This window comes from Pelagihabitans pacificus (assembly GCF_009371985.2).
In the GTDB taxonomy this organism is placed as follows: domain Bacteria; phylum Bacteroidota; class Bacteroidia; order Flavobacteriales; family Flavobacteriaceae; genus Pelagihabitans; species Pelagihabitans pacificus.
In genome coordinates this window covers 290023-305343 of the sequence record NZ_VIKU02000005.1, presented here as the reverse complement: position 1 = coordinate 305343, position 15321 = coordinate 290023, and the positions used below count along the sequence as shown (strand labels likewise).

The window sequence follows — 15321 nt, the reverse complement described above, 5'->3', positions numbered from 1 at the left end:
GTGACCTTTGTAAACGAATTAATAGAGAGATGGAAACAGCTATAGAGAAAACCGGTACGTTCGTAACGGAACATTTGACGACCCAGCTAGGTCCGGAATTTTTATTCCATAATCTGCGGCATACCCAAAGGGTGGTTGGGGCGGTAGGCGAAATTTTGGAAGCGGGAGCGCATACCGAGGAAGAGAAGGAACAACTATTGCTGGCCGCTTGGCTGCACGATACGGGATATACGGTCACCATTGAGGGCCATGAAAAGGAAAGTTGTAGCATTGCAAAACCGTTTCTTAAGGAACTTGGCAAGGATCCGCATTTTATTGAACAAGTGTGCTCCTTGATCATGGCAACGCACCGGGAACATGAGCCCACCAACGAACTGGAGCGGATCATTCGGGATGCCGACGCCCGACACCTTTCGGTAAAAAGTTTTCGCGCCATTTCCGAAACCTTACGGGAGGAGCTATCCAATACCGGAAAGGCAGACTACTCGACCTCCGAATGGCGCAATGAAAACATTCAATTGTTTCGAACACAGCATCGTTATTATACTGCCTATGCCCAGGAAAACTGGCAACCGGGAAAGGATAAAAACCTAAGAAGACTCATCAAGGACCGTAAAAAAGAAAAGCGGTTGATCAAAAAAGAGCGGTTGAAGGCCAAATTCAAAAATGAGAGTCCGGATAGGGGAATTCAAACGCTTTATCGTACCACCTTGCGGAATCATATTAAGCTTAGCGATATTGCCGATACGAAGTCTAATATTTTGCTTTCGGTCAATGCCATAATCATTTCTTTGGCCTTGTCGAACTTGCTTCCAAAATTGGATAATCCTTCCAACGATTATTTAATCGTACCGACCGCTATTTTTATCGTGTTCAGCATCGTATCCATGATTCTTTCCATCTCGGCCACCCGCCCTAATGTGACTAGTGGAACGTTTACACAGGAAGACGTGGCAAAGAAAAGGGTAAACCTCTTGTTTTTTGGGAATTTTCACAAAATGAAGCTTTCCGATTACGAGGCAGCAATTGGTACGATGCTGAAAGACAAGGACTATATCTATAAATCGCTCACCAAGGACCTGTACTATCTCGGAATCGTCCTGGAACGCAAGTATCGTATATTACGATGGACCTATACCATTTTTATGTTGGGGATGATCCTATCGGTCATTGCCTTCGGCATCGCATTCAAATTTTATGGACCGGAACGAATTATGGAGGTAATGTAGGAGGGAACCCATCCTAATTAGTGATTGTGGACAGGACGCCGGCACGATTACCGACATCAATTTTCCTGCTTTCGGGCCGTATCGACCTCTGCAATTTCACTGGGCCGTATGCCGTGACCATACCTTTCCGCAAACACGTAGGTAAATTCCGCTCCGAAAAAAAGCAGTAAACTTGAATAGGATACCCATAACAGGATCAGTATCAAAGTACCCGCGGCCCCGTAGGTAGAACCTGGCTGTGCCTGACCAAAGTATAGGCTCAAGAGCAACTTGCCTATCACAAATAATACCGCCGTGAGTACGGCACCGACCCAAACCGTTTTCCATCGGATTTTAACGTCGGGGAGGAACTTGAACATCAGGGCAAACAGCAAGGATATTATTGCCACGGAAATGATAAAATCAAGTAAATAGGCAAGGTATAGTACGATGTCGGGAAGCTGCGACGATATGAAATCCGTAAGGGCGGTAATAGCGGCGGTGAGAATAAAACTGGTCAATAAAAGAAAGGCGATGACTAGGATAAAAGCAAAGCTTTGGGCCCTATCCATAATAATCTTCCAGATCAACACCTTGGGTTTGGGCTTGATATACCAGATGTTGTTCAATGAAATTTTTAGTTGATAAAATACCCCCGTGGCACCGTAAAGTAATACGGCTATACCGATAATGGTGGAAATCGTATTCTTTTCTTGGTCTTGGGTTTCCCGTATCATGGCTTCGATCGCGGCGGCGGCATCTTTCCCCAAGGCCATTGAGAATTCGTCCGACAACTTTCCCTGTACTACCTCGGTTCCCCAGATGGCCCCGACACTGTTTAGGATGATAATAAGCAAGGCCGGGAGCGATAAGACTGCGTAATACGCTACCACCGCACTCAGTCGAAAAGGGCTGTTCGACATCCATTCCCTATACGTTTCGGCAATGATCGAGGGGAGATGGCGCAGTTTGAATTTTCCTTTGCCCTGTCGTGATTCGTTGTTGAACTCATTGTTGTCGGTCATCGTCTTTGGTTTTATATCAAACAATCTTCAAGACATCGTTTTTTTTTACTTATTTCATAAATGGGTCGGTGTTGTTCAAAATGGATATCCAATTGCAAAATTCCATACTAGATTATTGTCGCCACTTCCGAAAAAAGGTATTCGGCTTCGTTCGTTTTCCGGGAGATACGGAACTCGCCAAGGAGAGGCTACATCCAATCGAATCACAAAGCTCTGGATATCTACTCGAAGCCCTAGTCCCACTCCCACTCCCAGCTGGCTGACCCAATTTGAACCAAAACGCCCTTTGGCTATCAACTCTTCGTTGAAAGCCCTGCTTTCTTCCGGCTCATCGAGGGGAAGGTCGATATCATAGGTCAACCACACGTTGCCGGCATCGGCGAAGAACGCTCCTTTTAAGTACGACCAGATGGGAAATCGATATTCCAGATTCGCCTCTAACCGAAGGTTACCCGATTGGTCAAAAAAACTGCTGCCATCGGTGTCGGTCGATTGAAAGGTGCCGGGACCCAACGACCGTATTTGAAAGGCTCGAACGCTATAGGGCCCTCCGGAAAAAAATTGCTTGGCAAAGGGTAAGGTCACCGAATTTCCAAAGGGGAGACCCCACCCTGCATACAGCCTACTGACCAATGTTTGCTGCTTACCCCATTTCCAATAATATCGAAAATCGGCATCGAGTTTCGCATATTGGGCATACTCTAGACCAAAGACTTCCCTTTTTCCACCACTCACCAGATTGAGCAGGTTTCCGGCAATATCCCAATTGGCCGAAAAGAAAATGGGTCGTGTCTTATCCCCGTCTACCAATTCGTTATAGGTGAAGCCGTAGTTGAGCCCGGCGATAAACTGTTGTTCAAAACTGGTTCGTAAAAAAGGATTCTCATCCAAAATGGTATCAAATTCCGCTGTGGTATTGGCAAGATTGGTGTAGTTGACACTGATCGGGTTGAGTTCATGGTAAACAAATCTATTGGCGTTCCAGGTATAGCCGAAAACGCTATTAATGGAGGTCAGGGTATACAGCTTGCTTCGATTCAAGAAATCACCACCAAGGCTGATTCTGGTTTTTGGCACCGCATATCGGAACCTACTGGGAGAAAAGGGTACCAGTCTGGGAATCACCAACTCGGTCTTAAGCCCGCCGACGATGCTATTAAGTCCTTCATTATTACCTCCGGTGAGCTGGGCCTCATAGGAAAAACTACCGTTGATATTGAGTGTTTCTCCTCCGTGGAAAAGGTTTCGATTGCTGTAGGTAACCGAAATTCCAGGCCCGGTGAAACCGTTTGATTTAGTGATTGCCTTTAGTTCCGCCCGTAAGGACCTTTTGGTAAGGGGTGAAAGGAAGATATCGACGTTTAACAGTCCCGTACTGTCTTTTTGTAGGGTGGTGTCAACTTCCTTGAACTGGATATTGGCGTACTTATAACTACCGATGCCCGACAACCTGTTGCTTGTCAACCTTGCCGTTTCGGCGTTGTAACGTTGTCCTTCCTTTAATAATATATAAGGCGCCAAACGCTTGGGTTTGAAAAAATCGTCATCTTGAACAAAATCGATTCCTTCGTAGACCGTATGTTCCTGGCGTGTGGTATCGTTGGTAATCTTGTATTCGGGGTACACGGTAATTTTTCCGATTTCATACGGAATCTTTGCCTTTTGCGGAACTTCCTTTTTAAACCTCAGGAACAGGTCAAAACGCCTGTTCCGATATTGGTTGGTATCTGCTTCAAAAATTAAAAAATCGGGATTGAAATTATAATACCCCTGCTGTTTGAGACGATTATCGATACGTTCCCGTTCCGATTTCATCAACGCAAGGTCAAACCGATCACCTTTCTCCAAGAGCGATTCTCCCAAGGTCTCGCCGATCGCCTTGTAGGCTTGGGAGCTATCGCTTTCTAATTGGTACCTTTCCATCACATAGGGTTGTGGGATCGTGGCACGGTACGAAACGGTAGCCGCCTGGTGCGTACTATCAATTTCCGACTGTATCGTACTATAGAAAAAACCATGGTTGTCGAGCCTGTTTCGCATCAACCCTTCCATTCGCTGGGGATCGACATCCGAAAAATACACCGGTTCTTCCCCAAAATTTTTATTCAACCACCTGTAAAGAAAACCTGGACGTTCCCTTTGTGCCTTAAAGTGAAAAAAGAGTGGTAGTCGCATTCCCAAAAATGAGGTATTGGGTTGTGGTTGTAAGAGTAATTCCAACTCGTTCCTGACCGCAGGAATCTTCTCGATGCTATCATTTTTTTCAATTTGGATGTCAGCTCCCCCGTACAACCGTTCGTTTTCAGGAACAAATCGCTGTACACTACAGGACTGTACTAGGCAAAGTACCATCAAGTACAATGGTGGCAGGGTTTTCCATATCCTACTAATCATCCTTTTTTTTGCTTTGGGTTGGCTGCTTTTCCTTTTGAGGCGTTGTTTTGGAATCGGTTTTCAGGGGATTGAACAGTTCACTGAACGAATTGAACTCCCTATCAAAAATAAGGGCGAGTCCGGTTACGATCAATTGGCCGTCGATGACGTTGACATATTCGCTCTTTCGAAAGCCCTTTAGGCGATACCGTCCATTCTCCGTCAGTAAATATTCCAGGCTTACATTCCCGATTATGGGTGTTTCCTCTTGTCCTGCTTGGGCACTTCCCTCCACATCGATGGCACTGCCCGCGGTCACGATCAAGCGGTCATCGAACAGTCGCTTTCGGGCGTTGACATTCAATTGGGTACGGTCTTGTGCGCTTTCCCCCGAATAGTCGGTAAAACTATCCAAATCAAAATCCAACTCAAACCCGCTGTCGCCCAATACTTTATCGGAAAATGCGTTCAATTCTCCGGAAAGCACCTTGTTGATATTATTTCTTGCCAATCCCGCTGCCCCGCCGCTGCTACCATCACTTCCCGTGTTAGGAAAAAAGCGGTTCAAGGCCAGAAGTGAAAAAACTTGTTTGTTGAGCTCGGTTTCCTGTTCGTTCAATTGCTGTACCTTGCCATAAACCGCACCACCAAGATCACCCTGCGCACTTTCGGGAATGCCCAAATCAAAAGACAGCTTGGGGGAGGTGAGCGCACCATCGACGTTTAGATAGACCAAGAAAGGCATCACTTGCTGGTATTTGGCGGCCAGCCCGGCCTCTACCCCGGAAGTTTCCGTTGCCATCAAAGGAGCGGCGGAGGTTTCTACCCGATAGATGGCGGTAACATCCAAATCGGCATCCATGGGGTCACCTTTCCAAGTGATGGTACTCCCGGGATTGATGTCGAACCTTCGCGAGACCAGGTTGTAAAGGCTCGTGCGATAGTAGCCATCGGTCAGCTCATATTTCCCAGTAAGCCCTACTGATCCGTTCGGGCTGAGGTTTAGATTCAAGGTCGCATCCCCGGCCACTTGAAGAACATCCCCGGTCTTTTCATCCAAAACGACCGAAAAAAGAGCGTCTTCTGCCACTTCGACTAGCAGGGAGATGTCAAAACCCCTGAACAGATCTGGAGCTGAACGTTCTTCGCTACGGGTAAGGATGGCATTGGGATTTTCACGATTTACAAAAATGACCACTCCGTCGCGTTCTTCGATGTCCAGTTGTTCTTCCGGGACTACATAGGTTAATTCAGTCACTTTACGAATCCGAAGTCGACCGTCCAGTTCGGGCAAGTCCAAGGTACCCTTCAGGTCCACATCGGCATCGATGCTGGCAATGCCATAATAGAGTTCATTGTCCTCTTTGGTAGAGTCGAGCAACCGAAATTCCTCGGTCTTGAAATTCAAATCGAATCCGGGGTTGGGGATATTCTCGGTATCGATGCTTCCTTCAACCGTAAAAAAACTTCCCTTGGCATCCCGGATGGTAAATTCCCCAAAGCGTACCGACTTCTCATCGATAGTCACGGTTTCATCGGTAATCTCGAAGGTAGTGTCCAAGGGAACGACCTCAAAAGCCGTATCGTTAAATGAAAGCGTACCCTTATAGATAGGTTCATCCATAGTACCCATAAGATCGAATTTTCCGGAAAGGTAACCTTTGGGCTTTGCCAGATCCCCCTTTAAAAACCCCGCTATGACGGCGGTTTCCAGTTTTTCGATATCCAACAACAAATCCAATGTGGCGGCACCTTGGGCAGCGGCTCTGTATTCACCTGAAAGGTCGAGGAGTATTCCACCATCTTTAAGGGCCAGATCCAGTTCGTAATCGGATGGTCCTTGGGAGGAGGCCTCCAAATCAAGATTTCCCAGACGATTGTCGAGTAGTCCCAAATCCTCGATTTGCATATCGGCAATCAGGCCCGTGGCCGTAAAAGGGTTTTCCAAAATCAATTTACCCTGTACTTTTCCGGAGACAAGGGATTCGTCGGGATTGAATAGACTTAAAAAAGTCTGTAGCCGAAAATTGCTAAAAAGGATGCCAAGATGTTCGGTAGCAATTCCGGAAACGGCATCGCTCAATTCAATCAACTGATCATTCCTTGAAAAGCGCATTTGCTCAAAATGAAGATTGTTTTTGGAAAAGACCAGCAGGTTGTTATCGGGGATAGACCATGGTTTTTTCTTAAAGATAAGTTCGGTCGGATCGATATGTAGCTGCAACGTATCCTGCACCCACCGCATTTCCGAGGCAACGTGCATCAATTTTTCGTCTTCGTCATATGAGAGGAAGTCCAATAGCAGTTCTTGATTACCGAGCTTTCCCTCGAAATAGGTCTTCTTGATATGAACGGGTTCGTACTGCAAACTTGCCAGGCCGGATGAGAACGAAAGGTTGGTGGCGTCACCATCGACGGTAAAGTGGAGACTGTCGACCAAGGCACCTTGATATTCGGCATACGGTAGGTGTAGTTCCGCATGTATTTTTTTTGTAGCGGCGCTGTAAGAGGCATTCATGGAAACCGAATCAAGCCTGGTAATCCCCTTCAAAAATACCTCGGTCAAAATGGGTTCCGGGGTAAGGCTTGCATTCATTGATAAGGAAAGGGAGTCGTTTGGTGCAGGCTTTGGTACATTTTCCTCAAAATAGCCTTCGAATTGTTGGCGTAAGGCAACGATTATTTGATTGGGAGTACCACTAGCGTTCAAACGAGCCTTTAGAAAATCGCTTTCAATGTTGGCAGTGGAAGAGGCGGGACCGACATCGATGTTCACCATGATGTCACCCGTTTGAAATTGTTCGTCATTTCGCACAGAGACCACTTCGGAAAGTTCAGAGGTAATCGTATAGTCCTCCTTGGTTCCTTTGAACCCTCCCTTTATTTGGGCGCCTATCTTAACATTTTCTTCCATCAAGCCAAGCGCATTTAGATCGGCTCCCTTAAGATCGATGGTTGTGGAGACATCGTAATCGGCACTGTCGAGGCGAACTGCGGTTCGAGAGTCGAAGTTGAGGTTTATATCTGTATAGGCCAGGTCGATGGTTCCTTGGCCGTCATCGATTTTTCCGTTGGATGATAGGTTATCGAAGCGGTATCCGCTCCATTCAAGTAACGCGAGCCTAAGGTCAAAATTCCCATCGAGCGTAGACAGTTTTTCACCTGAAAGGGAGGCATCAACGGTAAACTGCAAGAGCCCGAATTCGGGGTTGTTCAACAAAGTGCCCAACTCTAGGCTATCGACTGTCACAGTTCCATTCACAAAGGGAATATCGGGAACACCTCCGCGCCCTTTAAAACGAATAGAGCCCAATGTGGATTCCAAGTTTACATTGGCTGCTACATCGCTAAGGGAACCGGATGCCTTTCCTGATAGAACCATCTTGTCCGGAAGCGTTAACAAACTGTCCTTCAAAGCCGGGAATTTTTGCAAATCTTCCCGGCTTGAAACGGCCTGAAGGTTATTGATATCAAAGTGAAGTGAATCGATCGAGGTAGGTTGGTACAAAATACCTGCAATGTCCAGGGAGGTTCGATCCCCCCATGTGACCTCGGTATTTTCCAAAGCAAGCGCTGCCATGGTACCCTGAATCATCAACCGACCCACAAAAGGCGATTCCGCTACCGCCATGAATAGCTCGTTTGTTGCCAGGTTTGGTTGAAAAACAAGTAACTCTTTCAATCCTATCTTAAAATAAGGTAATTCTGCATCGACCTTGACGGTCCCGGGCTGATTCAATAATTTGTTAAGCGATTCATAATCCAATGCGATCGAACCCTGAATGCTACTTTCCGAGGTTTGGATGTGCAAGTCGGAAAACCGTAACCGTTCTTCATTCATAGTTCCTTTCATTTGGAATGTCTGCAGGGCCAAGCCACTTTTATCCTCAAACTCAAATCTCTCAATGGCCATCCGAAGCTGTTTTGGTCTGTAGTCCAATACGCTTACCGTGAATCCTAGCCCCGTAACATGTAGCTGGTTAGGGTCGAATACATTTTGAATGCTATCGGAGTCGGTAGTTGGGTTTGCATTGAAAATGAACTCGTTCCGACTAATATCGATATTGCTTGCCTTGATTCGGATGTCTGGCCATGAAAAAGCTGGGTTGACCTCGGTCTCCTTCGTTGCGGCTGTTTCCATCTCTCCGGTAAGTTCCAAGGCTATTTTGGAGTTCGAAAGCGATAGTTCATCAATTTCAAAAGTGTCGGTGTCAAGATTAATCGTTGGTATCCCAAGCGTAAGACGATCGATCATGGCATTCATGGAAAGACTTTCCGAGAGGGAACGGTATTGTAGTTCGACCCCTTTTATGCCTATTTCCTCGAAGGTCAATTGTGGCAGGGGCGAATCCTCTTCTTGGGCTGTTTCAGGAAATGCAGCACTTTGTAGATAGGAGAGATTGGAATCTGAAAGTAGGGTCTCATCAAAATGAAACTGCAGTCGTTCCAAATCCAATTTTTCGAATCCCGACTGCAGCTTTCCGATTTCCAAATCGCTTTCAACGCCCAAAAATTGATCCAAATAACGTATTCGGAAGTCGGTAAGTGCTATGGATTGAACTTCAAAGGACATCGGTTCCGTATTTTCTTCTTCAGGTTCCGGTTCTTCTAGGGCAAAGGCATCCAAAAGGAAGGTAAAATTAAATTCTTCCGTATCGGCATCCCTGGTGATATTGGCGACCACGCCCGTCCATTCAAGTTCCTCTATCTGCAGGGTATTTCCAAAAAGCAGTGGGCCGAACGCAAGGTCGGCGTTCCAGTTTTTGGAATACAGGAGTGTATCATTCTGTAAGTCGGCCAGATAGAGCCCTTGCAGCTCCAAATCACCCGAAAAGGTGACGAAGAGTTTGTCCACGGTCATTTTTGCACCCGTTTGCCCAACAACGTACGAAACGAGTTGGTTTTTTATCACCCGCTGTCCCCAAGGACTTCGTATGAATAGAATGATGAGTATACACAAAAGAAAAAGCATCGCAAACCCCTTTGCGATGCGTTTTAAAATGCGATATATGCGTTTCTTTTTGTTCATCTATGGGGGTTGCCGTAAAAAGAAGACCAACTAACACTAAAGGTAAATCTTCTATCAAAATCGTACTCTTAATATTCTATTAACTTATTACAGCGAAAATTTTGATCATATGGAATAAGGTCGTTTCAGACTTATTCCGTTTTTTGTAGTAACAATAGATTTTCTTCAAGTAGCCGGCACGGTTGTGACTACGCATATGTCCTAGTCTATTGTCTTGGTGTAAAAATTACAATGCAAATGAAACCATCCCTAAGAAAACGGAAAAAAATAAAAAGGCGAACCTACAATCTATGGGTAGTATTGACACTGGTCATCATTATTGCTATAGCACTTGTTTTGAATATGTAATCTATGAATGCCAAATGGTATTCAAATAACCGTTTTCAGTGGTAAAGGCTCACTTTGTTGATAATTAACGAGCGCCCATTTTTTCCTTGTGTCTTCTCAGTTGATCTTCCAAATCCCTAATCGTTTCTGCAATGGCCGACTCAAAGGATACGGCATTGGTAGAGGCAAAGATTCTAGGTCCCGGCATGCTCAACCGAATATCGCATACTTGCTCCTTGTCGTCACTTCTGTTTACTTTTTTAAAAAAAACATCGGCCCGGTGGACAAAGTCAAATTTCGTCTGTAGGTGGTTGAGCTTTTCGGTTGCAACGGATTCTAGTCGGTCACTAGCGCTTACATCGTGGTATTCAAATATTATTTGCATCTTAATTTTAGTTTTAAAGTTATTTCCAAACAGCGACCGCTTCGTCCCGAAGCAGTTGCTGCATCTTAAATTCTTGGTTTCTTTCATCGGTATCCGAGTCGTAAAATACCTTTGAATAAATATATCCGTGTTCTTTTGCGTCCTGGGCACTGGCCCCAAAGAAAATTTGTTTGAATTTGGCCCAATGACAGGCACCCAAACACATTAGGCAGGGCTCGCAACTGGTATAGAGAATGCAATCGGAGAGGTCTTGGCTTTCCAAGACCTGGCAGGCTTTCTGTATCGCTTTCAGTTCTGCATGTTGGGTACAATCCTTGGACCCTTTCACCCAATTGTGAACAGCGGCAATTACATGACCATCCCTGACGATAACGGCTCCAAAAGCCCCCCCATCCGGATGACTTTTCCCTTCTTGGGCCAAGGCAATGGCTCGTTGCATATAATGTTGGTGCTCCTCCATATACTAGTCGCTTTTCCAGGTTCCTTCAAAAGCAAAATCCGTGATGGGATTGCGGCTACGTGGCTGCATTTCCTGTTGCTTTAAATCCTCGGGAAGACTATCGGGATTTCCACCATAATAGCCTATTGCGATGGCCGTGGTAATGTGAAAGCCTTCCGGCACCTCGAAAACTTCCTGTGCTTTCTTCCAATCGATTCCCGCCATGTGGTGCATAGCAATACCCATATGCTCCGCTTGCACGCTCATATTACCTAGGCTAAGTCCCAAGTCGTGTAACGCATGAAAATTCTCGTCCCCATTTTCGGTCTTCTCCTTATAGGCGGTCAATAGCAGTATCGGGGCGGTGGTCGCCCATTGCTTATTAAAATCACTAAGGCAGCTCACCACCCGATCATATGACTCGGTACCTTTCTCCGCATAAATAAAACGCCATGGCTGTCTGTTGTAAGAGCTGGCTGCCCATCGGGCCGCTTCGAACAATTGGTTCAGTTCTTTTTTGGTAATCTCCCGCTCGTCAAAAGTACGGGGACTCCATCGCATTTGTAACAATGGGAAAATTTGATACGCTGTTTTTGCTTTTTTATCCAGTTGTAATGCTTCTTTTTCTGTCATTTTTTTGTTTTAGTTCTTTTTAAACACTCTTGATTCTTATTTTCCTTTCCGTGATCGTAAATACCAATTTTAGCAATCGGCCACCACATCATTCAAAAATTTTCGAAAGGGCTTCATTTCATGGTAGAGGGATATTATGCTATTTTTAAAATCATCCGATAGTACCTCTTTCTGTGTCAACCGATAGGTAACCACAAAGCTAGTGTGGTTGAGCAGGTCGATATGTTGATGCTCCTTGGAATAGCCCTGGGGAGCGGTCTTTAGAGGGGATACATCGACCAAAGTGCCAAAAGTATCCCGAAAGGATTTTTGCTCCATTATTTTCTTTAAGCGATCTCCCCTTGTATCGATGCCCTTTCGCAACTGTTTGAGGACTTCGCGTTTCGGATGGTAAAATCCACCACCGATAAAGGAGGTATCGGTTCCTAAATGAATCACAAATGCAGCCTTTCCCGGAGCTTTATCCAAATTGGCCCCAAAATGATTTTTATAGGTTGGTTTCTCGGGATGATAGAGTAGATTGTTATTAATTCTGCTGATGGCTTTTTTGCCGGGTGTGGGATGGTAAGCCGCATCTTCTTCCGAAAGCTTGTCATCCAAGGCATCCAACCAATCAATGAACCAATACCTTATTTCCTCGTACCGGGTTCGATGCTCGTCCATCCAGGCTTTGGAATTATTCTTCTCCAAATCGCGTAGGAAGTCGTACATTTTATAAAAACTCATATCTGCTATTGTAATTATTACGGTTTTGAAAGGATGTCGTTGTTTCGTTTTTACTGGATTGGATAGAATAACCATTTGCCGCTATCTAGCTATCAAACTAAGCTTTCCCATATGGAATGGAACAATAGATTTAATTACTACAAGACGTTTATAACGTTAGTTAACCGACTTCCTAGTGGTTCCGCAACGCCTCGATCAATTCTTGTTTATCCATTTTTGAACGGCCCTCAATGCCCACTTTCTGTGCTTGTTCGTACAATTCTTTCTTAGTGCGTTCTTCGTATTTCTGGGAACCGCCTCCCTTTTTTCCTGCATTTTCGGTGTTGGCAATGCGTGCCGCTTTTTCCTTACTATAGCCTTGGTCCCTTAAGGCTTCGTATTGTTCCTCGTTTTGAATACTGGGTCTATCCATGATTTACTGCTTTTGCTCCGTTGGCATTATGTATACATCGTTGATATTTGCCCGGGTAGGTTGTGAAAGGGCATATCGTATAGCTTCGGCGATATCTTCCGATTCCAACGGCGTCATTTCGGCCATTGCCGACATTTGTTCCTTGATTTCATTATCGGTAATCGTGTTCATCAACTCGGTAGAGACGAATCCCGGCTCAATGGAGGTGACATTGATTCCAAACGTAGGGGATAGTTCCTGTCGCAATCCTTCCGAGAACATTCGTACCGCTGCTTTGGTGGCACAGTACACTGCCCCGCCCGGATAGATTTTTCGTCCCGCACTGGAAGCGATATTGATGATATGCCCACTTTTATGTTCCATCATGGTTGGTAACACAGTCGCTACACCGTTCAATACGCCTTTAATGTTGACATCGATCATCGTATCCCACTCTTCGGTGTGTAGGTTTTTGATAAAGGATAACGGCATGAGACCAGCATTGTTTACCAACCCGTCAATGGTTCCAAACTTTTCCAACGTCTTTTCCACGACCTCTTCAAAGTCTGTTTTCTTCGTTACATCGCCAGGAACTACCAGTGCCTCACCGTTCATGGCCTCAATAGCTTCCTTTAGCTCGTGAAGGCGTTCCGCCCTTCTGGCAGTAAGTACGACTTTGGCTCCCTCCTTGGCCAGCAGTTTCGCGGTAGCCTCTCCAATGCCGCTAGAGGCACCAGTGATAATAATTACTTTGTCTTTTAATTTCATGATATCTTTTTTACAAAATTCCCATTTCAAAATTCCTTCGGTTGACCCCATCCATCAAAACTTTAACGGAAATCCATGTAAACGACGTGCAGATGCCGCCTAGCTTATTTGAGCTAGCATTAAGGGGATTTGGGACAACGGTCTTCGGTATGAATAATTAATTTTGTTTAAAACTTGAAACTATGAAACGAACACAAATCTTTTTTTTAATGCTATTGAGCGCATTTCTTTTTACATCGTGCGCCCACAAATTGGTAGGTACCTGGACAGTACAGAAGTATGAACGCGTAACCCCGGGAGAACAGGGCACTACGTTGCAAAATATCGGCACCATGACTTTTAACAAGGATAACACAGGTCAAAAACAATTGGATTATACTGTTTTAGGCATCGAACAGTCGGACTCGGCGCCATTTACTTGGTCCTCCACCGAAAACTATGTAACGATAGAGGGCGATGACAGCGAATTGGCCAAAACCTGGATTTATTTGGAGAATAAGAACAAGTACCAAAAATGGAAGTCGACCGATGGCGAGAACAACGTTCAGACCTTGGAACTTGTAAAGGAATAATGTACTTTTCTATTTCGTTGGGAAACAGGAAACATCTTTGCTGGCAAAGATGTTTTTTTATTCAAAAATTTTCGCCGATTACTACCTCCAAACCCTCTTTTGACTCTTCTAGGCGTTTGGCGTTTTCTAAGGTGACCCGTGTATTCCAAAGATATACGCGTTGAAGTTCTTTTAATTTCCCGATAATGGCGAGACTCGAATCGCTGACCCGCGTACCGTATAAATTGAGCGCCTCCAAATGTTCCAAACCTTTTATGCTTTGAATTCCCTTATCTGAGATGGTTGTTTTTTCGAGTTGAAGACGCGTCAGATTGGGAAAGTTGGCTACCATCGAAAGCCATTCGTCTTGCACATTGGTTCCGGCCAGTGAAAGCCAGGTAATGTACTCCTTTACGTTTTCCAATGCATTCAATTGTTCCCGTGTCAGGTCGTTACCGGAATACGCAATATCCAAAAGTGGATTATCGCCCCCTAACGATTTAACGACAAAACCTTGGTTTTCAATGGCTGTAAGCGTTCCACTGTCCAAAAAAGGAAGTTGTACCATTTCGTACCAAGGTTTGGGTGATGTGTCAAGCCCATATCTTCTAAGCAAGACGGGTTTGATGGTTTCCGTTACCGCCACCGAGACGATTCGGTCTTCGAAAGAAGCGCCCTGCTCAATCCACCACTCCACCACCTTAATTTCGTCGTAGGTAAGCGTTTCCTCCGTGGGTGGCATGAACTTGATATTGCGCTGGGGCAAGGTGATTCTATGGAAAAGCTCACTTTCAAGACTGTTTCCGGCTATAACGATAGGGCCGTTGTCCCCGCCGACCTGGAAGGCTTCTGTCGTGGCCATATTCAACCCGCCCCTTTGTACCTCGTCGTTATGGCAGGCGATGCACTTGGTCTCGAATACGGGGTATACTAGGTCATTATAAAGCTGTACGGAGTCCGGTGTACTAAATTCTGGTAATGAATCCTTTCCTACCTCTGCACCAAGCAATTTTTGAAGGGGTTCGGGAGCGTATTCTGTCAGATAGCTGTCGCCATGTGTCAGATTTCCACCCTTGTGGCCTTCCACGAAAAGCATTCCCAGCAAGAGGATGTTAAATCCGTTTTGGACCAACGAACTGGATTTTTCCCGATTCTTTTTGACGTACCAGCCTAGAAAGGAGGCTACCACCAATGCAATCCCTAGCCAGCGATGTACAAAAAGGTCCTCTTCCCTGTAAAGCCCGGTTTCGCCCAAGTACCAGCCGCAAAGGGCCGCTATCGCTGCGCTGATACCGCCTAGAAACCAGGCATAGGGTACCAGCTTACTCTTGCTGTCGGTCTTAGTATATTTCTCGTACCATTCCAACAAAATGGCCAGCAACAGAAAACCGATAGGTAGATGCACGAAGAGTGGATGAAAACGCCCGATAAAGGTGGTAAATTCCAATGGAATCATGAATGGGTTG

12 protein-coding genes are annotated in these 15321 nt (G+C 45.5%); 2 read left to right on the top strand and 10 right to left on the bottom strand.

The features are described 5' to 3' along the window. The first annotated feature begins 29 nt into the window (after positions 1-29). Positions 30-1229 (top strand): Pycsar system effector family protein, encoded by a 1200-nt coding sequence (locus FK220_RS16725; protein ID WP_152575487.1) that lies wholly within the window; start codon positions 30-32, stop codon positions 1227-1229. Between the two features lie 56 nt (positions 1230-1285). Here the strand turns inward: FK220_RS16725 and FK220_RS16720 are convergent, their stop codons facing one another. The 9 genes from FK220_RS16720 to FK220_RS16680 all read right to left on the bottom strand — a co-directional run bounded on the left by FK220_RS16720 (position 1286) and on the right by FK220_RS16680 (position 13304). Next, positions 1286-2233 carry a YihY/virulence factor BrkB family protein gene (locus tag FK220_RS16720; protein ID WP_152575486.1) on the bottom strand — a complete coding sequence of 316 codons (948 nt, stop codon included), beginning with the start codon at positions 2231-2233 and terminating at the stop codon, positions 1286-1288. A gap of 75 nt (positions 2234-2308) precedes the next feature. Then, positions 2309-4627 carry a translocation and assembly module lipoprotein TamL gene (tamL, locus tag FK220_RS16715; protein ID WP_152575485.1) on the bottom strand — a complete coding sequence of 773 codons (2319 nt, stop codon included), beginning with the start codon at positions 4625-4627 and terminating at the stop codon, positions 2309-2311. Next, on the bottom strand, positions 4620-9635 hold the full coding sequence (locus tag FK220_RS16710) for a translocation/assembly module TamB domain-containing protein (RefSeq protein WP_152575484.1): 5016 nt from the start codon (positions 9633-9635) through the stop codon (positions 4620-4622). The genes tamL and FK220_RS16710 overlap by 8 nt, the downstream gene beginning before the upstream one ends. Positions 9636-10047: 412 nt before the next feature. Beyond that, positions 10048-10347, bottom strand: a complete 300-nt coding sequence (gene hpf, locus FK220_RS16705) for a ribosome hibernation-promoting factor, HPF/YfiA family (RefSeq protein WP_152575483.1) — start codon at positions 10345-10347, stop codon at positions 10048-10050. Between the two features lie 19 nt (positions 10348-10366). Continuing rightward, the gene (locus FK220_RS16700; RefSeq protein WP_152575482.1) at positions 10367-10807 is read right to left on the bottom strand and encodes a nucleoside deaminase; all 441 of its coding nucleotides are present in this window, start codon (positions 10805-10807) and stop codon (positions 10367-10369) included. A gap of 3 nt (positions 10808-10810) precedes the next feature. Beyond that, entirely contained in the window at positions 10811-11419 is a 609-nt protein-coding gene (locus FK220_RS16695; protein WP_152575481.1) for a nitroreductase family protein, read from the bottom strand. 69 nt (positions 11420-11488) lie between these two features. Continuing rightward, entirely contained in the window at positions 11489-12145 is a 657-nt protein-coding gene (locus FK220_RS16690) for a DUF2461 domain-containing protein (RefSeq protein ID WP_152575480.1), read from the bottom strand. A gap of 172 nt (positions 12146-12317) precedes the next feature. After that, positions 12318-12557, bottom strand: coding sequence for a DUF7218 family protein (locus FK220_RS16685; RefSeq protein WP_152575479.1), 240 nt, complete (start codon positions 12555-12557; stop codon positions 12318-12320). Between the two features lie 3 nt (positions 12558-12560). Further along, on the bottom strand, positions 12561-13304 hold the full coding sequence (locus FK220_RS16680) for an SDR family oxidoreductase (protein WP_152575478.1): 744 nt from the start codon (positions 13302-13304) through the stop codon (positions 12561-12563). 182 nt (positions 13305-13486) lie between these two features. Here FK220_RS16680 and FK220_RS16675 point away from each other — a divergent pair, with 182 nt between their 5' ends. Further along, positions 13487-13876, top strand: coding sequence for a lipocalin family protein (locus FK220_RS16675; RefSeq protein ID WP_152575477.1), 390 nt, complete (start codon positions 13487-13489; stop codon positions 13874-13876). Positions 13877-13937: 61 nt separating this feature from the next. Here the strand turns inward: FK220_RS16675 and FK220_RS16670 are convergent, their stop codons facing one another. Continuing rightward, a complete protein-coding gene (locus FK220_RS16670) occupies positions 13938-15311 on the bottom strand; it encodes a c-type cytochrome domain-containing protein (protein WP_152575476.1) in 1374 nt (457 codons plus the stop codon). Positions 15312-15321 lie beyond the last annotated feature (10 nt).